Annotated in this window: 18 protein-coding genes and 1 other RNA gene; 16 read left to right on the top strand and 3 right to left on the bottom strand. The window is 46.5% G+C overall.

Features of this window, described 5'->3' with window-relative positions; translation table 11 throughout:
- Nucleotides 1-2: 2 nt before the first annotated feature.
- The 7 genes from DKW60_RS13910 to DKW60_RS13880 all read left to right on the top strand — a co-directional run bounded on the left by DKW60_RS13910 (nucleotide 3) and on the right by DKW60_RS13880 (nucleotide 9632).
- Nucleotides 3-971 (top strand): UDP-glucose 4-epimerase family protein, encoded by a 969-nt coding sequence (locus DKW60_RS13910; protein ID WP_109838265.1) that lies wholly within the window; start codon nucleotides 3-5, stop codon nucleotides 969-971.
- The gene (locus DKW60_RS13905) at nucleotides 941-1528 is read left to right on the top strand and encodes a sugar transferase (RefSeq protein ID WP_245929714.1); all 588 of its coding nucleotides are present in this window, start codon (nucleotides 941-943) and stop codon (nucleotides 1526-1528) included. The genes DKW60_RS13910 and DKW60_RS13905 overlap by 31 nt, the downstream gene beginning before the upstream one ends.
- A 74-nt stretch (nucleotides 1529-1602) precedes the next feature.
- Nucleotides 1603-3525 carry a polysaccharide biosynthesis protein gene (locus DKW60_RS13900; RefSeq protein ID WP_109838263.1) on the top strand — a complete coding sequence of 641 codons (1923 nt, stop codon included), beginning with the start codon at nucleotides 1603-1605 and terminating at the stop codon, nucleotides 3523-3525.
- Between the two features lie 192 nt (nucleotides 3526-3717).
- Nucleotides 3718-4713 carry an SLBB domain-containing protein gene (locus DKW60_RS13895; protein WP_109838262.1) on the top strand — a complete coding sequence of 332 codons (996 nt, stop codon included), beginning with the start codon at nucleotides 3718-3720 and terminating at the stop codon, nucleotides 4711-4713.
- Nucleotide 4714: 1 nt separating this feature from the next.
- On the top strand, nucleotides 4715-7018 hold the full coding sequence (locus tag DKW60_RS13890; RefSeq protein WP_109838261.1) for a GumC family protein: 2304 nt from the start codon (nucleotides 4715-4717) through the stop codon (nucleotides 7016-7018).
- Between the two features lie 17 nt (nucleotides 7019-7035).
- The gene (locus tag DKW60_RS13885) at nucleotides 7036-8274 is read left to right on the top strand and encodes a tetratricopeptide repeat protein (protein WP_146203488.1); all 1239 of its coding nucleotides are present in this window, start codon (nucleotides 7036-7038) and stop codon (nucleotides 8272-8274) included.
- A gap of 113 nt (nucleotides 8275-8387) precedes the next feature.
- Nucleotides 8388-9632, top strand: a complete 1245-nt coding sequence (locus tag DKW60_RS13880; protein ID WP_181389705.1) for an O-antigen ligase family protein — start codon at nucleotides 8388-8390, stop codon at nucleotides 9630-9632.
- Nucleotides 9633-9719: 87 nt separating this feature from the next.
- Here the strand turns inward: DKW60_RS13880 and DKW60_RS13875 are convergent, their stop codons facing one another.
- The 3 genes from DKW60_RS13875 to DKW60_RS13860 form a co-directional block, all read right to left on the bottom strand.
- Entirely contained in the window at nucleotides 9720-10247 is a 528-nt protein-coding gene (locus DKW60_RS13875) for a hypothetical protein (RefSeq protein ID WP_109838258.1), read from the bottom strand.
- Nucleotides 10248-10408: 161 nt separating this feature from the next.
- Entirely contained in the window at nucleotides 10409-11698 is a 1290-nt protein-coding gene (gene argA / locus DKW60_RS13865) for an amino-acid N-acetyltransferase (RefSeq protein WP_109838315.1), read from the bottom strand.
- Nucleotides 11699-11738: 40 nt separating this feature from the next.
- Nucleotides 11739-12128 (bottom strand): YraN family protein, encoded by a 390-nt coding sequence (locus DKW60_RS13860; protein WP_109838257.1) that lies wholly within the window; start codon nucleotides 12126-12128, stop codon nucleotides 11739-11741.
- Between the two features lie 84 nt (nucleotides 12129-12212).
- Between DKW60_RS13860 and rsmI the strand changes: the two genes are divergently transcribed.
- The 9 genes from rsmI to mraY all read left to right on the top strand — a co-directional run bounded on the left by rsmI (nucleotide 12213) and on the right by mraY (nucleotide 21165).
- A complete protein-coding gene (gene rsmI / locus DKW60_RS13855) occupies nucleotides 12213-13058 on the top strand; it encodes a 16S rRNA (cytidine(1402)-2'-O)-methyltransferase (RefSeq protein ID WP_109838256.1) in 846 nt (281 codons plus the stop codon).
- Nucleotides 13059-13089: 31 nt separating this feature from the next.
- Nucleotides 13090-13437, top strand: an RNA gene (gene rnpB, locus DKW60_RS13850) — RNase P RNA component class A.
- Nucleotides 13438-13740: 303 nt separating this feature from the next.
- Nucleotides 13741-14196 carry a division/cell wall cluster transcriptional repressor MraZ gene (mraZ, locus tag DKW60_RS13845; protein WP_109838255.1) on the top strand — a complete coding sequence of 152 codons (456 nt, stop codon included), beginning with the start codon at nucleotides 13741-13743 and terminating at the stop codon, nucleotides 14194-14196.
- Nucleotides 14197-14213: 17 nt separating this feature from the next.
- Nucleotides 14214-15152, top strand: coding sequence for a 16S rRNA (cytosine(1402)-N(4))-methyltransferase RsmH (gene rsmH, locus DKW60_RS13840; protein ID WP_109838254.1), 939 nt, complete (start codon nucleotides 14214-14216; stop codon nucleotides 15150-15152).
- A complete protein-coding gene (ftsL, locus tag DKW60_RS13835) occupies nucleotides 15149-15421 on the top strand; it encodes a cell division protein FtsL (protein WP_109838253.1) in 273 nt (90 codons plus the stop codon). Before rsmH ends, ftsL begins: the two co-directional genes overlap by 4 nt.
- Nucleotides 15418-17226 carry a peptidoglycan D,D-transpeptidase FtsI family protein gene (locus DKW60_RS13830; protein WP_245929713.1) on the top strand — a complete coding sequence of 603 codons (1809 nt, stop codon included), beginning with the start codon at nucleotides 15418-15420 and terminating at the stop codon, nucleotides 17224-17226. The genes ftsL and DKW60_RS13830 overlap by 4 nt, the downstream gene beginning before the upstream one ends.
- Nucleotides 17226-18728, top strand: a complete 1503-nt coding sequence (locus tag DKW60_RS13825; protein ID WP_109838251.1) for a UDP-N-acetylmuramoyl-L-alanyl-D-glutamate--2,6-diaminopimelate ligase — start codon at nucleotides 17226-17228, stop codon at nucleotides 18726-18728. The genes DKW60_RS13830 and DKW60_RS13825 overlap by 1 nt, the downstream gene beginning before the upstream one ends.
- Complete coding sequence (locus tag DKW60_RS13820; protein ID WP_109838250.1) at nucleotides 18725-20089, top strand: UDP-N-acetylmuramoyl-tripeptide--D-alanyl-D-alanine ligase; 1365 nt, start codon at nucleotides 18725-18727, stop codon at nucleotides 20087-20089. Before DKW60_RS13825 ends, DKW60_RS13820 begins: the two co-directional genes overlap by 4 nt.
- Nucleotides 20083-21165, top strand: coding sequence for a phospho-N-acetylmuramoyl-pentapeptide-transferase (mraY, locus tag DKW60_RS13815; RefSeq protein ID WP_109838249.1), 1083 nt, complete (start codon nucleotides 20083-20085; stop codon nucleotides 21163-21165). The genes DKW60_RS13820 and mraY overlap by 7 nt, the downstream gene beginning before the upstream one ends.

The raw sequence follows: 21165 nt of genomic DNA, 5'->3' as shown, positions 1-21165 counted from the left end.
GCATGATATTACTCACAGGAGCTACTGGCTTCGTCGGTTTTACACTCATCCCACACCTATGCCAACAAGGTTACTCTCTCTCTGCCGCTGTACGCCATGTCACCGATAGTCTCCCCAGTAGCATTCAACAAGTTCCTATAAGCGACCTGCTACCTAGTACCGACTGGACAGTTGCCCTCAGTAATGTGGATACTATTATCCATCTAGCTGCCCGTGTTCACGTCATGCACGATACCGCTACTGAGCCTTTAACAGAGTTCCGTCGTACCAACACGGCTGCCACCCTCAATCTCGCTCAGCAAGCCGCAACAGCTGGAGTCCGCCGCCTAATCTACTTAAGCTCCATCAAAGTCAACGGTGAGGCTACTGCTTTGGGGCAGCCATTTACTGCTGAAGGGACTTATTCTCCTACAATATTGGATCCTTACGGGAAATCCAAGCAAGAGGCTGAGCAAGGTTTAAGGTTAATTGCTCAAAAAACTGGTTTGGAGGTTGTTATTATTCGCCCACCATTGGTTTATGGTATTGGCGTAAAAGGTAACTTCCAAAGTATGATGAGCTGGCTTTATAAAGGTATCCCATTACCATTAGGCAAAGTTCACAATCAACGAAGTTTAGTGGCTCTCGATAACTTAGTTGATATGATTACTATTTGCATTAATCACCCTGCTGCTGTCAACCAGACTTTTCTAGTTAGCGACGGGGAGGATCTATCCACCACTGAGCTACTTCAACGCCTAGGTCGAGCCTTAGGCAAGTCTGCACGCTTGCTGCCCATTCCGCAAAGCTGGTTGCAGAACTCTCTGTCTCTGATAGGCAAGCGTACCATCGCTCAACGCCTTTGCGGCAACTTGCAAGTCGATATCAGTAAGACCCATGACTTGCTTGACTGGAGCCCTCCTGTTAGTGTCGATGAAGCACTACAGCAAACAGCTGAAGCTTGGCTAAAACAACAGAAAAAGACATTATGACTCGTATATTTGATCTATTATTTTCTACTCTGGGGTTGATATTGGGTTTTCCAATATTGATATTGTTGTTTATCCTAGGGTGGTTGGACACACGCTCTCCCTTGTTTATGCAAGAACGTATTGGGCGTAATCAACAATCATTTTTTTTAGTAAAGTTCCGTACCATGAACCCTGGTACTGTTTCTGTCGCAACCCACCTGGTAGATGTGACCTCAATCACCCCGTTCGGCCACTTCCTTCGCCGCACCAAACTAGACGAGCTTCCTCAATTGTGGAATGTCCTAAAAGGTGAGATGAGTCTGGTTGGGCCGCGTCCTTGTCTACCTACTCAAAAGGAGTTGATTCAGGAACGAGTAAAGCACGGTGTTTTTGATGCGCGTCCTGGCATCACGGGGCTCGCGCAGATACAAAATATTGATATGTCAACACCCAATAAACTTGCTGTCACTGATTCAAAAATGCTCTCAACACTTAACTTAATGGGTTACTTCTCTTACATTATCCAAACTGTGCTGGGAAAGGGGAGTGGTGATAAAGTTAAACAAACGTCCCCCTAATTGTATTTTCAGTTGCCTCTAAAGTAGTTGCTCAAGTTGATTGAATTGCTTGGGTTCACGGAGTATTTGAATCAATGAATCGTAACCAAGTCAGAGATAAATTATTCGTCCTTTCTCGAGGGCAAAAAAGAATGATTATGATGGGCGCAGACCTCATCATGATTCCCTTTGCTGTCTGGGCCAGCTTCGCCATGCGCCACGGCTCTTGGACACCACCCCTGCAAGACGGCGTATGGCTACTACTCGTCGCCCCCTTACTCAGCATCCCTGTCTTTATTCGCTTGGGCCTCTACCGTGCCGTCATCCGCTTCCTGGGCAATGAAGCCCTCGCCGCTGTTGTCACTGGCATCAGCGTATCCGTCATTGCACTATTGCTGGTCACCGCGGTCTTTGACCTACAAGGCATCCCCAGATCCGTCTACATCATCTACTGGGGAACCGCCTTATTGCTGGTAGGTGGCAGTCGCCATTTCGTCCGCCGCCTATACCACCGCGCCAATAACAAAGTCCGCCGCACCAACGTCGCCATCTACGGTGCCGGTCGCTCCGGTGCCGAACTTGCCCAAGCCCTGATCAATAGCCCGGAATACCGCCCAGTGCTATTTGTCGACGATGACTTAGCCCTGCAAAAATCCTTTATCCACGGCTTAAAAATCTACGCACCCTCAGAGCTCAGCGACCTTATCGACCGCTACCAACTCAAACAGCTCCTGCTAGCCATGCCCTCCGTGGAACTACGGCAGCGTCGCGAAATCCTGCACAAGCTCGAACACCTCCCCATTCATGTACGTACCATTCCCGCGATGGTGGATCTGGTGGCTGGTAGCTCCATCGAAGAAATCCGCGAAATAGAAATAGACGACTTACTGGGTCGTACACCTGTCGCCCCGGATCCCACCCTGATCTCCCAGTGTATTACCGAAAAAAGCGTCATGGTCACCGGCGCAGGCGGTTCCATCGGCTCCGAACTCTGCCGACAAATCGTCCGCCAGTCTCCCAATAAGCTCGTCTTATTCGAAGTCTCCGAATTCTCTCTGTATCAAATTGAACGCGAACTCATCGAACTGTGCCGCCACGAAAGCCTCTCTGTTGAGCTAATCCCCGTACTCGGCTCTGTGCAGAATCAGGTACGTGTCTCAGAAGCAATTAGACAAAACGACATACAAACTCTGTACCATGCTGCTGCTTACAAGCACGTTCCTCTGGTTGAGCACAATCCGGTCGAAGGCCTGCAAAACAACGCATTAGGCACCTATCGCACCGCTTACGCGGCCTATGAAGCTAATATCGAACGATTCGTGCTGATCTCCACCGACAAAGCCGTACGCCCCACCAATGTCATGGGGGCCAGCAAACGCATGGCGGAACTCTCATTACAGGCATTGGCACAACTGGGCGGCGATACCGTCTTCACCATGGTACGCTTCGGCAATGTGTTGGGGTCGTCCGGTTCCGTCGTGCCCTTATTCCGCAAGCAACTCAAAGCCGGTGGCCCAATTACCGTCACACACCCCGATATCATTCGTTACTTCATGACTATCCCCGAAGCGGCTCAACTAGTGATTCAGGCAGGCGCGATGGCTAAAGGCGGTGAAGTCTTCTTGCTAGATATGGGGAAGCCGGTCAAAATTGTGGATCTGGCCAAGCGCATGATCCGCCTCAGCGGCTTACAGGAACAAACCGAACAACACCCTGAGGGGGATATTCGGATTGAATACACTGGTTTGCGGCCCGGTGAAAAGCTGTACGAAGAACTGCTGATTGACGGCGATGCCTCCGAAACCGCACACCCCCGTATTTTCCATGCCCATGAAGAAAAAGTAAGCTGGGTGGAATATCAGGAGATATTGGATAACCTGAATACCGCCTGTAACCGACGTGATGTGGAGCGCATTTATGCCATGTTAAAAACTTATGTGAGTGGTTTTAAGCTGGACGACGGGAAGCGTGGTCAAATCATTGATCTGCCACTAGATAAGCAGAAAAAAGCTTCATAATCAGTAGACTAGTCGTCATTAGCAATGAACTTGTTGGGTGCTTTAACGATACTAAGTTGTGAGACTTAATAAACCCATGGCACTTTTCACTTGGTATGGTAGTATCCCGAACAAAATAATGTGAGTACAAATTCTGTGATTTCAGCATATCAATATTTTAGTCGATTAAGCATTCTGCTAGTTTTTTGTCTTTTGACCGCCTGTTCTGCTGGTGGGAACTTAAGCGGTGCTTTTGGTACGCCGGCCCCCAGTGGCACATTTGAGTCTTTGTCTGTAGCGAATACGCCTCAACAAGCGCGTAGAGTCGCTGGTGGTGCTAACACAAACCCTCGGATAATTGCTGATATGCGAGAGCTTGCTCAATATCGTTCCAACGATGTATATCGTATCGGCCCTTCTGATCTGCTCAATATTAAGGTCTTTCAGGCTTCTGAGCTATCCGGTGAGGTGCGGGTTGATCAACGAGGTAGCATTACACTGCCCCTGATCGGGAATATCAGGGTAGCAGGGCTCACCCAAGTACAAGCTGAGCAACGGCTGGCACAATTGTTAGGTGCCAACTTGTTGCAAAACCCTCAAGTTAGTGTGTTTATCAAAGAATTTACCAACCAGCGTGTCACCGTTGAGGGTGAGGTTAGGAAGCCTGGCGTCTATCCATTAAGTGGTCAGGTAACACTGCTTCAGGCGATTGCAATGTCGGGTGGTTTAGGTGAGCGGGCAAAAGTTGATACGGTCGCAGTGTTTAGAAAACAAGGCTCTGGTCACCGAGTGTATTATGTGGATATTGATCTCATTCGGGAGGGTCAGGCTAATGACCCGTTCGTTCGGAATGACGATCGTATTGTCATACAGCGCATGGAAACACAACGGGTGACTGTTGAGGGCGAAGTTAAGAAGCCAGGCGTGTTTACCTTTGAAGAACCGACGACTGTTTTGCAGTCAATTGCCTTAAGTCAGGGCTTAACGTCGCTTGGTGCACCGAATAGGGTCATTCTTTTCCGGAGAGATAATACTGGCGAGAAGGCATATGGTGTGGATTTAACCGCAATAAGGCAAGGCACAGCACCTGATCCATATGTGCAATCGGGCGATAGAATCGTTGTGCATCGATCAAATAGCCGTTACTGGCTAGGACAAGCGCTTTCCATTCTTAGTCCATTAAATCTATTGAGTACTTGGGTGAACTGATATGTCGAATACTTCTTTTCCGGTATCTGATGATCCCCGGCACTTACGCTCACCCGATGAGCAGGTGGTCAATCCACAAGGGTATACTCGTGACTTGTCAAAGTCAGATGATGAGGCGGATGATGAGATTGATCTGCGTGAGCTCTTCGGTGTCATTATGCGTCGTAAGGGCACCATTATACTCATCGCCATTTTGACGTTTATTGCGGCTCTTGTGATGACCTTAATGATGAAGCCCGTATACCGGGCTAGCACAACATTACAGGTGGAAATGGAAGGAACAAAAGTCCTGAAGTATGATGTTGAGGCTGAGTCAGGTTCCAGAAATGCCAGGGATTTTTATCAAACTCAGTTTGAAGTCCTTAAGAGTCGGGCACTTGCCAAGCGAACGATGGAGGGTATGGGGATCGAGTCTCTGTTTAGAGGTGATCAGTTAGCGAAGCCTTTCTTTGCTGAAACAGTGGATGGTCTAAAGTCGTTGTTTCTCGGTAGCACAGATGAGGACGAGGTTGACCCTTTTGCAGAAGAGTCTCAGTTTGAAACTACAAGCGAGCGGGTCGGGAAGGCACCATTAGAAGATAAGCTGATTCGTGGTTTGACCGTGTCACCTGTTAAAAACTCCCAAATTGTAAAGTTAAGTTATGACAGTACTGATCCAGAACTAGCGGCTAATATCGTTAACTCTATCGCAAGAAACTATATCGATATGAACCTTGAAAGGCGTGTCGAGTCAGCTGGTTTTGCGAAGGAGTTTTTAGGGAAGCAGCTCGCAGATGTTAAGAGTAAGCTGGAACAGTCACAGGTTGAGCTCAATGACTATCTCAAAGAGAAGGGCCTGTTTAAACTTGGAGATGAAAAGTCACCAGGCTTAACGGCAACCAAGATTACTCAGCTGAGTAAGGCCTTAGGGGAGGCGGAGACAAAGAGAATAGAAATGCAGAGCAAGTATGAGCAGGCACAACGAGCTCATGGCGATGCAAAGGTTTTGGATAGTCCTACCGTTCAGGCACTTAAAAAGAATTTAGTCAATCTGCAGTCCAAATATCAGGAGCAATTGCAAGTCTACAAGCCTGGTTACCCGTTAATGGTTCAATTACGTCGGCAGATGCAGCAGATTGAGAATGAAATTGACGCTGAGACTCGCACAATAAGACAAACGGTTGAACGATCTTTGAGTACTGACTTTTTGGCCGCGAAAGAAAACGAGGCTGAGCTTGCAGCGGAATTGGAACGCCAGAAGCAGTTATTTGTCGAGATTCGTGATCAGGATATCGGTTATAACACGCTTTTCCGTGAAGTTGAAACTAACAAGAGTTCCTATGATGGCTTGCTAACGCGTTTGAAAGAAGTCAGTGTTGCCGGTGGCGTTGAGAGTAATAATATTTCAGTGTTGGATCCGGCTATTGTGCCGTTTGCAAAGCATAAACCTAACACGAGACTTAATTTAGCGCTGGGTTTAGTGTTGGGTGTTTTTCTGGGTACGGTCGTAGCATTTCTGCTGGAGTTCCTTGATGATCGCGTTAAGACGACAGATGAGTTAGAACGTTTGTTGGGACTTCCTTTATTGGGAATGACCCCATCGGTAAAAGGTGATGATCCGGTTGCGCATGCATTGATGACTGTGAATGAACCGTCATCTGCTATTGCAGAAGCATTTAGGTCCTTACGAACGAATTTACTCTTTGCGAGTAAGTTGGGCCTACCGAGGGTCTTGGTACTGACAAGTGCGATGCCTTCTGAAGGTAAGTCTAGTAGTTGTGTAAATTTAGCTACAGCGTTTGCACAGGCTAATAACCGTGTGCTGGTGGTTGATGCTGATCTACGAAAACCAACAGCGCACAAAAGACTTAAGCTAGACAACTCTGTTGGCTTGTCTAATTATTTAACTTCACAAGCTGAGACGGCTGATGTTATTCAGGAGTCGTCTATTTCGGGCGTTTCGGTCATTACAGCCGGGCCTATTTCCCCCAATCCTTCTGAGTTATTGACAGGTGAGCGACTAAATGAGTTGTTTTCTTTGGCGCCAGATACATTTGATATCATTATTGTTGATGCCCCTCCTGTGATGGGTCTTGCAGATGCATTGGTTTTGTCTAACAGAGCGGATGCTACTGTCATGGTCACTGCCTTTGCGCAGTCAAAGAAGCGTCAGATTCAGGATGCAAACCGGCGCTTACGGCAGGCTCATGCCAACCTGATTGGTGTCTTGTTTACAAAAGTAAAAACGGGTGGCAGCTACGGTGGGTATAACTACTATACAGATTACTATAGTTATGGTGCAGATCATCTGCCGAACAAAACCTAACCATGTGGTTTCAGGCTTTGTTTGTTAGGCTTTTTGCGATCGTCGTTTCAGCGGGATTGTTGTATTCACTCTCTATTTACGCGGTAAGTGATATTAATAGTGAGGCGGTGATCAGTGATTATGAGATGCCGCTGGCAAATCTGCAACATCACGCGGATGTGCTGTCTGCCGAGGCCTTAGTGGTTCAATCAATTAGCAAGACTGACTCCTTTGAAGAGGCGGAGCAGCTGGCTCTCAATGCATTACAGAATAACCTATCGAGTGGAAGAGCGGCCTCACGGTTGCTCGAGTTGTATGAAAAGCAAGGAAGTGATAGCAAAGCGGATGAAGTGGCGGAGTTATCTGGGAGGCTTTGGTCAGCCCACACATTTACACGGTCGCGTTTAGCAGACTATTGGTTTTCAAGGGGGAGAGTCGATAAAGTTGTTGAAGAGTGGAATGTGTTGCTTATCCGTAATCCTCGCTTACGAAGTCAATTATTCCCTTACCTTATGAATTTGATTAATGACCCCAGCGCGGATGCCTTGATGGGGCAATTCGTTCAGTCCCCTCCTAATTGGTGGCCAAGTTTCTTTGCTTATTTATCAAGAGAGTTGTCTATTGATCGCCTTCGGGAGGTTTATCAGGCTAGGGTGCTTTCTTCTGTGCGGGGAGTGAGTGATTCTGAGCGCGGGGCTTACGTATCGCGTCTTGTTAAGGAGGGAGAGTGGCAAGAAGCTCGTGATGCTTGGTCTGGAGGATTAAAGCCATATCAGAAAAAATATGATAATTTGATCTTTGATGGAGGATTCGAAAGCGGTATTTATAACCAAGCGTTTGGCTGGGTTGTATCCAGATCAAAGAATCCTAGAATTAAGCCTGATATTACCTATGGTATCAAAGGTCGTAAAGCCCTACAGGTCAGTCTTCGAAAGAATGTTCCAATCAACTTTCGCCATGTTTCCCAACGATTAATGCTAGAGCCAGGTTATTATGAATTGGCACTTCGTTACCGAACCGATACGTTAAAAACGACAAAGGGGTTGAGTTGGAGAATCCGTTGTATTGAGGGTGGTAGTGAGGTACTCGTTGAAAGTATACCACTGCTGGGCTCTAATCCTTGGTCTAAATTATCCGTGGACTTTGAGGTGCCTGAATCTTGTCGTGTTCAACTGATAAGACTAGAGGCTACCAGTCGTTTTAGGCATGAGCAGTATTTTGCAGGAAGTCTGTGGTTTGATGATATTGAAATTACCAGAAAGCAGGAAGAAGAGTGAGTCATAAGCTTGAGAGGTCTCCGGGGACGATTGCTTCTGCCAGCAATTTATTTTTGTCGGTACTAATGTTGTCAGTCATTTGCTTTCATGGCGTGTTTGTTCCTGAGCAGGTTATGCTGATTGTTCAGTTACTCGGTGTTGTTTGCTTATTTATTGTTTTTTGGTCTGGTGAGTACAAGGGCAAAAGTTACCCTATCGTTTTTTGGTTTTTCTGGTCGTCCTTACTGATGGCATGTGCTTATGTTGTGCCTCTGAGTTTTATCGATCATCTGCACTTGCCTGGGCGAGAATTGTATGAATCTGTTGCTGAATGGTTGAACCGGAACCACAGTGATAATCAGCAACATTATCTGTCTATTATTCCCTATGAATCTAAGATTGCATTATTGACTTTAATCGCACCTGTTTCGTTTTTCTTTGTGGCTCTGAGCTTGAATGAATCCAGGTTGACTCAGTTGGTGTATGCCTTATTGTTGATTACTACCTTACAAGCTTCGTTAGGCTTGATTCAGTATACCAGCGGTAATCCTTTTTTCTTGTTTGGTATGCCATCGAGCGGTGGAAGTGCTCAAGGTACTTATGTCAATCGAGACCACTTTTCTGCATTGCTTGAGATGGTTCTGCCCCTTGTCATTGGGCTTTTATTATTCTCAATAGGCAGGTCAAGCTCTGGTCGACGAGCCAAAAACTTGAGTCGTATTTTTAATCAGGTGCTGATATACACTTTTATTGCTTTGATTGTCTTTTTGGCAGCTATATTCGCAAAATCCCGAATCGGCGTGTTATTAATCATGGTGGCAGTGTTGCTGTCTACGATTGTTTTCTCCCGTCATATCGGTGGTAAGGCGTCAGTCGGATTTACCGCAGCATTTGCTACTATTGCAATCGGCTTATCAGTGTCGATTGGGTTAATCCCTGTACTCAATAGGTTTGTTTCGAAAAATCCAGTTGAAGATGAGCGTTGGCGTATCTTCGAGCATACTATTCAAGGTATAAAAGCTTTCTTTCCTGTTGGTAGTGGCCCTGGTACCTTTTCTGATATTTATAGAGCGTTTCAGCCTGTCGAGCAGTTACGGTTTATCAATAATGCTCATAATGATTACCTAGAGCTATTGTTTGAGATGGGTGCTGCAGCCGTTTTCATTATTGTGGGGTTCTTTTTTCTTTATCTGTTTGGCTGGTTTAAGTTGGCCGGTGGTGTCTGGAACAGAGAAAGGTTTATTCAGGTTGGCTCTGGTATCGGAATTTTAATGTTGCTCTTGCATTCTTCAATGGATTTTATTTTGCATGAGCCAATGAATACGATGGTTTTTGCTTTGCTGGTAGGGATGTTTTTTAGAAGGGAAAACTCTAATTAATAATTGATGCTTGCTTATCTAAAAATAAAAAAGGCGACATATTATTAGATATGTCGCCTTTGATGTCACAAAATAATGCTATTTTGCTTAGCCACCAGTAGTACCAGATACTGGATCATCATCATCATCCAATTCATTAACTACTGTTGCAACTGCAGCAGCACCAGCTAGGCCTAATGCCACAGTAGCAAGTGTAGATGTGCCAGCAGCAGCAACACCAGCACCGCCAAGTAAACCTGCTGCGCCAGGTGCTTTACCTAGTAAGCCGCCTTTAGCGCCTGTGCTAACGCCAGATGCTTTTGCTGCAGCGTTAGAGGCCATTACAGTAGAAATACACTCCTTGAGGTTGTTCTTCTCAGAAGTGGTAGTAATCGCTTCGGTAAGGGCATTTTTAAGAACTACGCCTTTCAGTTTTGAGCCAGATTTACCTGCTTGAGCCAACTGGTCAGACATCTCACGGCAAGACATTTCCTGAGTCGTTGTGTTTAGTTTAGTAAGGATCTGCTGTGCACGTGTGTCTGTTCTGTTTTGCATGTCTGCAGGTGCAGCTGCTAATGCTGAACCAGCGAAAGCTGAAAGACCAATGGCAACAGCTATTTTTGTCATTGTACCCATTTGTAATATCTCCAAGGGATGAATTGTGATGCAGCTGTGGCTGCAAAGTTCGTTCAGTACAATTATATCGTAGTTTTATCTAAATGGCACGATTATTTAAGGTAAATTGATGTGCGGTATGTTCTAAAATTGTTCTTTTTAGGTTTGATATATTTGTATGCTTATGGAAGAGGCAGAATCATTGATTTTGATTTTCTGGACTTTATTTGGGTGTCCCTTCTGCTTTGTGGTAGTTTTTTAAACTCAAATGGCTTGAAACCTAGCTCAGTAAACCAGTCAACGGATTGTGTGCTGAGTATGAATAAGTTTTTAATGTTTAAATTGCGCGCTTTGCTTTTTATGTGGTCAAAAATTCTCTGTCCTCTATTGCTGTTTCTGTAGTTGGGGTGAATTGCCAGACATGCCAGCTCTCCAAATTCTGTACCTTCAATCACATATAGCGCGGCACACCCGATTACTTTTTTGTCTCGCTCTATTACGCTAAAATTCCCAATATCTAGCTCTAGCTGTTCACGTGAGCGTTTAGTTAGTATTCCCTCTGCTTCTAGCGGCCTGATTAGATCAAGTATGCCACTCACATCATCTATGTTAGCCTGTCTTGGTTCATCATAGTGACTGTTGTCAATCATTACTCCGGCACCGTCGCGAGTATAAAGTTCGAGTAGTAATCCTCCGTCGATGTTTGGGTCAATTAGGTGTGCTCGTTCCACGTTATGATGAATAGCATGGCTGATCTCTTTAAGAAGTCTTTCCGTCGAGCTATTCTTGATGTCATCCAGTTGGCTGAGATTGAGCTGTTTTGGAAGGTCAGGCAAGTAGGTGCGTTCATGCACAAATATGAGCTTGTCTGCTTTTAGCTTGTTAGCAGCAAATCCGGCAACCTCTTCAAACAGTACATTATAAATTTGCCCTGTTGGGGAGTAACCCATGGGTGATAATAGTACGATATTGCCATTTGATAATAGCTGTCCCAGTTGTTGATGGTTTATCTTCCTGACTTTGCCCGTGTGTAAGTGGTCAACGCCATCGATTACCCCAATGGGTTTGGCGGTTATAAAGTTACCAGATACGATCCCAAGACTATTATTCACAATAGGTGGACGATTCAATGCACGGTTTAGGTGGTTCTCAATTTCCAGTCGGGCCGCACCAATAGCTGCTTTGGAGTAGGCGAGTGTTTTGTCGTCAGTAATTCTCAGGCCTTTATGAATCCGTCCTTTATGGTTGTTGGCAGTCAAGTGAGCCTCAATCTGCGGTCGTGCACCATGCACTAAGACGATCCGCGCGCCGAGCGTAGATAGTATCGCGATATCACTAAATAAATTCCCAATCGATTCGTGCATTAATGCATCCCCGGAAACAGCAATAACAAAGGTTTTACCTCTGTGCATGTGGATATAAGGGGCTGCTTCCCGAAAGAAGCCTACTAAGCTGTGGTGATTGAGTGGCATGTCAAAACCGATAAAAGTCTGTCTGGGTGGGAAAGTGTACCTAGAAGCCATCGAATGCGCTAGGAAACCATTGGAGTTCATTATCACCTTCAATGGCGATGACGTCAAAACGCATGCAGCTTTTTGGGGCGTACTTTTGTTGATAAAAGAGTGCGGTGCGGATGATTTTGCGTTGTTTGCTGCGGGTAATGCTGGCGGCGGCTCCACCGAATGCTCTGTTTTTGCGGTAACGTACTTCTACAAATACCAAGCTATCTTTGTGTTTCATTATTAGGTCGATCTCACCCATTCTGCAGTTGAAGTTTTGGGTGATTAGTTCAAGTCCTTGTGCTTGTAAATACTCGCAGGCACGTTGTTCTTCTGATTCGCCTCTGACCTGTCGGGATGTCGCAGAGTGGCGGGCTTTTGGTGTATAGTGCCTGTCGTTCATAGAGCTGGATTATTTTTGTTAGTTAGGGTGTCGACGACTCTAGCACGGGAATATCGGTCCCGCACATTTCAAAGGAAAAACGGTATGCAAATTGAGCCAGGGACACTATACGTTGTGGCGACACCCATCGGAAATTTGGGGGATATCACGCAGCGGGCACTGGATGTGCTGGCAGGGGTTGACCGCGTGTGTGCCGAGGATACGCGAACCAGTAAGCGTTTGCTGACTCACTTTGGTCTACAAAAGCGCTTGGTGGCACTGCATGATCATAATGAGCGGGATAAGCTGGATCAGTTAACTGAGTGGTTGCAGTCTGGAGAGAGTTTGGCGTTAATTAGTGATGCGGGTACGCCATTGATTAGTGATCCTGGGTATCATTTGGTACAGCACTTGCGGGAGTTGTCTATACCCGTCGTGCCAATTCCGGGTGCTTGCGCCATTATTGCCGCTTTGTCGGTGGCTGGCTTACCAACGGATCGATTTGTGTTTGAGGGTTTTTTGCCAGCCAAGTCCGCGGCACGTAAGCAAGCATTCCAAAAAGCAACACAGCAAACCTGTACTCAGGTCTATTATGAATCGAGTCATCGTATTGTGGCGAGCTTGCGGGATTTGTCAGAAGTGATTGAGGCGGATCGGCGGGTGGTATTATCGCGTGAGCTAACCAAAATGTTTGAGCAGTCGTTTTCCGGAACGGCTTCGGAGGTGTTGAAGTGGTTAGAATCTGAACCAAATCACCAAAAAGGTGAGTTTGTTGTGATGGTTCAGGGCGCATTCCCCACCGAGGCTTCACAGGGTATGGCGCTGGAACCTTTATTAAAGTTATTAATGGCAGAGCTTTCCGTCAAACAAAGCGCTTCTCTGGCGGCAAAAATTACCGGAGAGAATAAAAATCACTGTTATAAGGCTGCAATGGCTTTGCGTGACCTATGAATGCTGCGTTTATTTTGCTACAGTCCGTGGTCGAGTTGGCCAGACAGTCGCGCAATTCAGGTTTCGGCCTGAGTTGGGAGGAAAGTCCGGGCTCCACAGGGTAGGACGCCAGATAACTTCTGGGCAGCGTGAGCTGACGGCAAGTGCAGCAGAGAGAAGACCGCCACGAAAGTGGTAAGGGTGAAAGGGTGCGGTAAGAGCGCACCGCACAGCTGGTAACAGTTTGTGGCAAGGTAAACCCCGTCCGGAGCAAGACCAAATAGGGATACTATGGCGCGACCCGCGTTGTATCCGGGTAGGTTGCTTGAAATATGCGGTGACGTATATTCAGATGAATGATTGTCCAAGACAGAACCCGGCTTATCGGCCAACTCGAACTTCTATAGGGTGATTATTTATAATTCACTTTTCATTTTTATATCCAGTAATCCGCAACTTAGTCAACTTTATTGAAGTAATTTCTTAAGTTGTGCTGACACAATTTTGTATTTTAAAAATAAACTTAATTTTGTTCGGGTTAGTGGTGTCTCAGGTCGTCTAAGTAATTGTCTTTTCTAGAGGTTTTTCACAAATCTGTGTTGACCTGTGGGTTTTTCGTAGCTATATTGGCGGAAAGTGGAGTGATGTGGGGAATTGTGGTTTTTCCTGCTAAAAATCACTCCGCCTGAATCGGAAAAAACACATGTTTCGTGGAATATCCAATCTCAACGTTGACACTAAGGGGCGCATCGCAATCCCTTCGCGTTATCGTGAGTCGATTCAGCAGAGTGCATCCGGACAGATGGTTGTCACTGTGGACCACACAGATCATTGTTTATTGGTTTATGCCATGGATGAGTGGATCAATGTTGAAAGAACGTTGATGCGTCTACCTAATATGAACCGAAGCGTCAGAAACATGCAGCGTTTGGTGCTGGGTCATGCTTCTGAAGTTGAACTGGATTCGCAAGGTCGGATTCGTTTGTCTCCACCATTACGTGAGTATGCAGGTATCGAGAAGGCTTCGGTACTGGTGGGGCAAGCTAATAAATTTGAATTATGGGATGAAGGGACTTGGTTGGCTCAGCGTGACTCATGGATTGCCGAGGCACAAGCTAATCTGGAAACAGACGACGTTTTAAGTCAGGTCTCTCTCTAACGCAGGATGCGGCTTGAATGGCTGAACACTATCAACATGTCACGGTACTGCTAGACGAAGCGGTTGATGCTTTGCGAGTCAGGCCAGAAGGTTTGTACGTTGATGGCACGTTTGGTCGCGGCGGACATTCAAAAAAAATCGTTGAGCAATTAGGAGAGCAGGGTCGCTTATTAGTGGTTGATAAGGATCCTGAAGCGATCAAAGTAGCGAATGACTTATTCGCAGATGATCCAAGAGTGATGATTCACCACGGGTCGTTTGCTGATTTTTCGCAAGCGCTTGATGAGCGTGGCATTGAAGGGTCCGTTGATGGTTTTTTGTTAGATCTGGGTGTTTCATCTCCTCAGTTGGATGATGCTGCCAGAGGATTTAGCTTTCAGCGTGATGGTGCGCTTGATATGCGAATGAATCCGGAGTCTGGTGAGTCTGCCGCTGAGTGGTTGGCTGAGGCGCAGGATACCGAAATTATGGAAGTGTTGTGGAAATATGGCGATGAACGGTTCGCGCGCCGGATTACACAACGCATTATTGAGCAGCGAGACACAAAGCCACTGGAAACGACATTGCAGTTGGCGAATTTGATTAGTGATGCGATTCCACGAAAGTTTCATGGTAAGCGGCATCCGGCAACCAAAAGCTTTCAGGCTATTCGGATCTTTATTAACAAAGAGTTGGCTGATTTGGAGAGTTGCTTAGAGTCAGGCGCAGAGCGTTTGGCGCTCGATGGTCGGATGGTAGTGATTAGTTTTCATTCCTTAGAAGACCGAATGGTGAAGCGGTACTTTAAGAAGTTATCGACACCAGCACCGGTTCCAAGAGGTTTGCCTGTTTTAGAGACAAATATTGCATTGCCATTTCGTACGATTGGCAAGGCGATGAAGCCAGATAGTAGGGAAGTTGCTGAGAATGTCCGTTCACGCAGTTCCGTGATGAGGATTTTGGAGCGAAAGTCGTGAAGCATTGGAAGCTTATTTTGTTGGTGAGTTTGTATGTTGGAGTCGTGTTCGCAGCCATACAGGTCGTGACACAGCGCAATTACACAAGAACATTATTCGTTGAAGCACAAAAGGTTCAGCAGGAACGCGACTTGCTAACCGCGGAATGGAGTCAACTGAAGATTCAACAAGGAACAGATTTAAATGAAGTGCGTGTCGAAGCTCAGGCGCGCCGTGAATTAGGAATGCACATTCCTCGTGCTGTAGATATAAGGGTAATAAGAGAGTGACTGTAACTCGTCGTAAATCACAAAATGCAAAAATTTCACCCGTATACCGGGGCAGGCGCTTAGTACTATTGATGGTGCTGCTTGCAGGTATGGCGGTGATGTTGGTGCGTGCGGGTTATTTGGAAATTTTCCAGCAGACATGGTTACAGGCTCAGGCTGATAAGCGCCAGATGCGCACGATGACGGTTCCTCCTTACCGCGGCCAGATCATAGATCGTAATAATGATGCACTTGCCATTAGTTCACCTGTAGAGACGATTTGGACAGACCCTCGTAAATTTTGGGATGTCCGCAACAACTTACGTAAGGCGATAGCGGAAAAGGATGAAGACTCTGCAGCTGCTCAAGATAAGTTGGATGATTTAGACGTTAACTTACAAAAAGCTGAAGCATTGTTGAGTATGACTTCAGGTGAGTTGACTAAGTTGCTGACTGATAACAAAACCAAGCGTTTTGTGCGCTTAGCCGTACAAGCTCCTCCTGAGTTGGCGCAAGATATCGCTGACCTGAATATTCCTGCGATAGGTTCTCATTCTGAGTACCGTCGTTTCTATCCTATGGCTGAGTCAGTTGCTCATGTTGTTGGCTTCACTAACATAGATGATAGTGGTGTTGAAGGTATCGAGCTTTCAATGAACCAAGAGTTGGCGGGTAAGGCTGGCGAAAAGCGAGTAATTCAGGATGGTGCGGCTCGCTTAATCGAAGATGTGGAGCAAGTTGAACGCATGGTTCCCGGCCAGGATGTTCAGTTGAGTATTGACCGTCGTATTCAGTATCAGGCATATAAAGTACTTAAAGAACAGGTTACTCAGCTAAGCGCGAAAGCCGGTTCGGTGGTTGTGCTGGATGCACGTTCTGGTGAAGTATTGGCGATGGCAAATATGCCTGGCTTTAACCCTAATGCACGTGGCTCTTTGAAGCCTGAAAACTATCGCAATCGAGCACTGATGGATGCCTATGAGCCAGGTTCTACGCTTAAGCCATTAACGCTTGCAGCGGCTTTGGAGGCGCGGGTCATTGGTACTGAAGTATCGATCGATACGAATCCGGGTAAGCTGAAACTAGGAAAGACAACAGTTACTGATCCGCGTAACTACGGTACATTGACTCTGGATATGGTATTGGCTAAGTCCAGTAACGTGGGTGCAAGCAAGGTTGCATTGTTAATGGATGCCAAAGATCACTGGATGTTTCTTAATCGCGTCGGTCTTGGTTTGCGTCCGGACTCAGGCGCGCCTGCTGAGACTAATGGCAGCCTTAGCTATTACGATAAGTGGGGAGAGGTTGATCGCGCTTCACATGGTTATGGCTATGGTGTGTCGGTGAGTCTTTTACAGCTAGCGCAGGCTTACACAATCTTCGCTAATGAAGGTGTTATGTATCCGGCTAAGTTGATACGACAGACTGAAGAGCCTGTTGGACAGCGCATTATGAAACCAGAAAATGCGCGGGCTGTATTGCGTATGATGACTGCAGTGGTTAAAGAGGGAGCGACGGGTCGCCGAGCTATGATTGATGGCTACACTGTTGCAGGTAAAACAGGCACAGCATTTAAGTACATCAATAAAAAGTATCGTAAGGATCGTAAAGTGGTGAGCTTTATCGGTTTGGCGCCCGCGAGTGATCCACGTTTGATTGTTGCGATCATGATGGATGAGCCTCGGGTGGAGCGCGCCAACGGTGGCCGTTTAGTTGCGCCAATGTTCTCAAAAATTATGTCGAGCAGTTTACGTGTGCTGGATATTCCACCTGATGACCTGCCAAAGCAAAGAGCATCCAGCAAAACTAACGGGGGGGCATCTTAATGTCACAACCGCTTAGTTATTTATTAGATGGCGTGATTGGTGTACAATCCGGTTTTGAAGATCAGCAAATTTCGGAAATGACTTTAGATAGTCGAGCCGTTATTGGTGGTTATTTGTTCGTTGCGATGAATGGTTCGCAAGAACATGGCTTGAAATATGCACAGAAAGCAGAGCAATCCGGAGCAGTAGCTGTTATCTGGGAATATGTCGATGGTATCGATGTTCCTGAGTTATCAATTCCTCTGATTGCGATAAAGAATCTACCAGCGAGCCTAGGCGGAATTGCAGCCCGTCTCTATGATTATTCTAATCAGCCACTGCAGATTGTCGGGATTACAGGAACCGACGGAAAAACTTCTGTTAGCCACTTTTTGGCGCAAGCAATGAATGCAAGCGGTGGATCGTGTGCTGTGATCGGGACACTGGGTATTGGGAACCCTAATGCTTTGGAAAAAGCGACCCATACCACACCAGATGTGATCTCTGTTCATAAGAATCTCCAACGCCTCAGCCAGCGAGGGAGCCGCTGTGTGGCGATGGAGGTCTCTTCACATGCGTTGGATCAGCAGCGCGTAGCAGGCGTCAACTTCGACGTCGCCATCTTGACTAACCTGACGCGTGACCATCTTGATTATCACGGGACTGTAGAGGCTTACGCAGAAGCCAAGGCTAAACTATTTCTTGAGCATCGACCAAAATCAGCGGTGCTTAATCTTAATGATGACTTCGGATTATTGCTTGCTGAAAAATTGAGTGGTAGTGATGTCACTGTTGTTCCTTATGTGATCGGCGACGCTTCTGATTACACAGAAACCACTTTAGTTGCTTCAAGTGCGAACTATAATCATCGTGGTTTATCCGCTGTTGTCTCCTACAAGAACCAGAATTATTCACTTGGTGCATCAGTGCTGGGTGACTTCAACCTCAGTAATCTGATGGCGACATTAGGAGCAATGATTTCATTAGGTTACGACATTGATGTCGCTATTGATGCAGTAACTAAAGTTGCAACTGTCTCCGGTCGTATCGAACGCGTCGCATTAAATGAGCATCAAGACTTTTTAACTGTAGCAGACTACGCACACACGCCAGGTGCACTTGAGTCAGTGCTATCTGCATTGCGCGTCCATTGTTCGGCAAAATTGATTTGCGTGTTTGGCTGTGGTGGAGATCGTGATGCGGGGAAGCGTCCATTAATGGCTGCTGTTGCTGAGCGCTTGGCAGACGTTGTGATAGTGACCGACGATAACCCCAGAACAGAGAACCCAGTGGATATTATGAGTGATATCACGGCAGGTTTTGAACACCCCGAAGCGGTGATTATTGAACATGATCGTTCAGCAGCTATAAAGCTCGCAGTCCAGCAAGCTAACACGGGTGATGTAGTACTGATCGCCGGCAAAGGACATGAGCAAGCACAACTTATTGGTGGCGTGGAATATCCTTTCGATGACCGTGAACAAATTCGTCAGGCTTTAGCAACGATGGAGGCTGCGGCATGACTTGGATGCTTTCTGATATTGCAAAGATGACTGGTGGAAAGCTCCATGGCGCCGACGTAGAAATTGATTCGTTTGCCACTGATTCACGTGCGGTCAACAGCGATCAGCTTTTCATTGCGATTAAAGGTGAGCGCTTTGATGCGCATGATTTTGTGGCAGCGCTTGACGGAATTGCTGGTGCGGCTCTGGTAAGTGAATTGGTTGAATGTAATCTTCCACAGGTGCTTGTGACGGATACACGGGCTGCCTTAGCGAGTTTTGCGGCAGCATGGCGCCAACAGTTTAAAAAGCCGTTGGTGGGTCTGACAGGAAGCAATGGTAAGACCACGGTAAAAGAAATGCTGAGTGCCATTTTGTCACAAAAAGGCTCTGTATTGGCAACGCTTGGCAATCTGAATAATGACTTGGGAATGCCGCTAACGCTGCTTAGATTACGAGATGAACATGATTATGCTGTTATCGAAATGGGAGCGAACCATTTCGGTGAGATTAAATTTTTAACCGGTATTTCCCGACCCGATGTTGCGATTCTGAATAATGCAGGCGCAGCACATCTTGAAGGGTTTGGCAGTATTGAGGGTGTTTCACGCGCTAAAGCAGAAATTTTCCTGGGCTTGGATGAGTCTGGTGTCGCGATTATCAACGCAGATGATCAGTATGCTGACTATTGGAAGGGCTGCAATGTTGGACGTGAGATTATCAGTTTCGGCATGGATAATGCCGCCACCGTACAAGGAAAGGTCTCACCAACAGGGATGTTGGTACTTTCTACTGAAGATGAGTCAGTAGAAATTACCTTATCATTATTGGGTAACCACAACGCACGAAATGCATTAGCAGCGGCCAGTGCGGCAATCGCTGTGGGTGCAAGTTTGGCGGATATCAAAGCAGGGCTTGAAACGCTACAGCCAGTTAAAGGGCGTTTGGCGTCAGTGCCTGGTCAGCACGGCACACGTGTTATTGATGATACCTATAATGCTAACCCAACCTCAGCGGCAGCGGCGGTTGATGTATTGGCCGGTTTTACCGCAGGTGAGCGGGTACTAGTGCTCGGTGATATGGGGGAGTTGGGCGATGATGTGCTCGAGCTGCACCGTCATATCGGTGAATATGCGCGTGAAAAAAATATTGATCAATTATTTTGTCTTGGCAAATTCACTGAGGAATCTGCAAAGGCATTTGGTGAGCGAGCCGAGTTTTTTACCGAGCTTGAACCACTACTGGATTCTTTAAAACAACAACTGAAAAATAATATGACCTTATTGGTGAAAGGATCTCGCGGCATGCGCATGGAGCGAGTGGTTGAAGCATTACAACAGGAAATTGCTACTCACGACCAAAAGGAGGCAAGCACATGCTAGTTTTCTTTTTTGATTGGTTATCTGGGTTTTTTAGCTTCTTCGATGTGTTTAAGTACCTGACATTGCGGGGTATTTTAGCGGTATTAACGGCATTGGGCTTGAGTATGGCGATTGGGCCACTCATGATTCGTCGTTTGACCGAGCTAAAAATTGGTCAAAGTATTCGTGACGATGGGCCACAGACACACCTGAGTAAAGCAGGTACGCCTACCATGGGTGGTGCACTAATCTTGCTTTCTATTGGGGTCTCCACATTACTCTGGGGTGACCTGACTAACTATTACGTGTGGGTGACCTTATTCGTCACTCTGGGCTCAGGCCTGATTGGTGGCTTGGATGATTACCTGAAACTGAAATACCAAAACAGTAAAGGTTTGTCTGCACGCAAGAAATACTTCGGTTTATCACTGATTGCTTTTGTTGGTGTGACGATTCTTTATCTGATGGCAGCAGGTGATACTGAAACAACCTTGTTTATTCCGGTGTTCAAGGACGTATCTGTAAACTTGGGACTTTTCTTCATTCCATGGGCATACCTGGTCATTGTCGGCTCAAGTAACGCGGTAAATCTCACTGACGGGTTGGATGGTTTGGCCATTATGCCAACCATTTTGGTTGCTGCAGGTTTAGGTGTTTTCGCTTATGTGAGTGGTAACAGCGTGTTTTCTGGCTACCTTGGCATTCCATATATTGCCGGAGTGGGTGAAATGGTTGTTTTCTGCGCGACTATTTTCGGCGCAGGCTTAGGTTTCTTATGGTTCAACACTTATCCAGCTCAGGTGTTCATGGGTGACGTTGGCGCACTCGCACTTGGCGCAGGCCTCGGTATAGTTGCCGTTGTCGTACGTCAGGAAATTGTATTAGCAATCATGGGTGGTGTGTTTGTGATGGAGGCCGTCTCAGTGATTCTACAGGTTGGCTCTTTCAAAATGACCGGAAAGCGTATTTTCCGCATGGCGCCTATCCATCACCACTTTGAATTAAAGGGCTGGGCTGAGCCAAAGGTAATTGTCCGCTTCTGGATTATTACGATTGTTCTGGTTTTGGTCGGCTTAGCGACCCTGAAGGTACGTTAA

It is taken from the genome of Leucothrix pacifica, assembly GCF_003172875.1.
In the GTDB taxonomy this organism is placed as follows: domain Bacteria; phylum Pseudomonadota; class Gammaproteobacteria; order Thiotrichales; family Thiotrichaceae; genus Leucothrix; species Leucothrix pacifica.
Note: the sequence above shows the minus strand (reverse complement) of the source record. Positions and strands in the feature narration are given on the sequence as shown.

Coding starts and splice junctions, on each gene's coding strand:
- DKW60_RS13910 (WP_109838265.1), top strand. CDS start 3: ATGATATTACTCACAGGAGCTACTGGCTTCGTCGGTTTTACACTCATC.
- DKW60_RS13900 (WP_109838263.1), top strand. CDS start 1,603: ATGAATCGTAACCAAGTCAGAGATAAATTATTCGTCCTTTCTCGAGGG.
- DKW60_RS13890 (WP_109838261.1), top strand. CDS start 4,715: ATGTCGAATACTTCTTTTCCGGTATCTGATGATCCCCGGCACTTACGC.
- DKW60_RS13880 (WP_181389705.1), top strand. CDS start 8,388: ATGCTGATTGTTCAGTTACTCGGTGTTGTTTGCTTATTTATTGTTTTT.
- DKW60_RS13875 (WP_109838258.1), bottom strand. CDS start 10,247: ATGGGTACAATGACAAAAATAGCTGTTGCCATTGGTCTTTCAGCTTTC.
- argA (WP_109838315.1), bottom strand. CDS start 11,698: ATGCCACTCAATCACCACAGCTTAGTAGGCTTCTTTCGGGAAGCAGCC.
- DKW60_RS13860 (WP_109838257.1), bottom strand. CDS start 12,128: ATGAACGACAGGCACTATACACCAAAAGCCCGCCACTCTGCGACATCC.
- rsmI (WP_109838256.1), top strand. CDS start 12,213: ATGCAAATTGAGCCAGGGACACTATACGTTGTGGCGACACCCATCGGA.
- mraZ (WP_109838255.1), top strand. CDS start 13,741: ATGTTTCGTGGAATATCCAATCTCAACGTTGACACTAAGGGGCGCATC.
- rsmH (WP_109838254.1), top strand. CDS start 14,214: ATGGCTGAACACTATCAACATGTCACGGTACTGCTAGACGAAGCGGTT.
- DKW60_RS13825 (WP_109838251.1), top strand. CDS start 17,226: ATGTCACAACCGCTTAGTTATTTATTAGATGGCGTGATTGGTGTACAA.
- DKW60_RS13820 (WP_109838250.1), top strand. CDS start 18,725: ATGACTTGGATGCTTTCTGATATTGCAAAGATGACTGGTGGAAAGCTC.
- mraY (WP_109838249.1), top strand. CDS start 20,083: ATGCTAGTTTTCTTTTTTGATTGGTTATCTGGGTTTTTTAGCTTCTTC.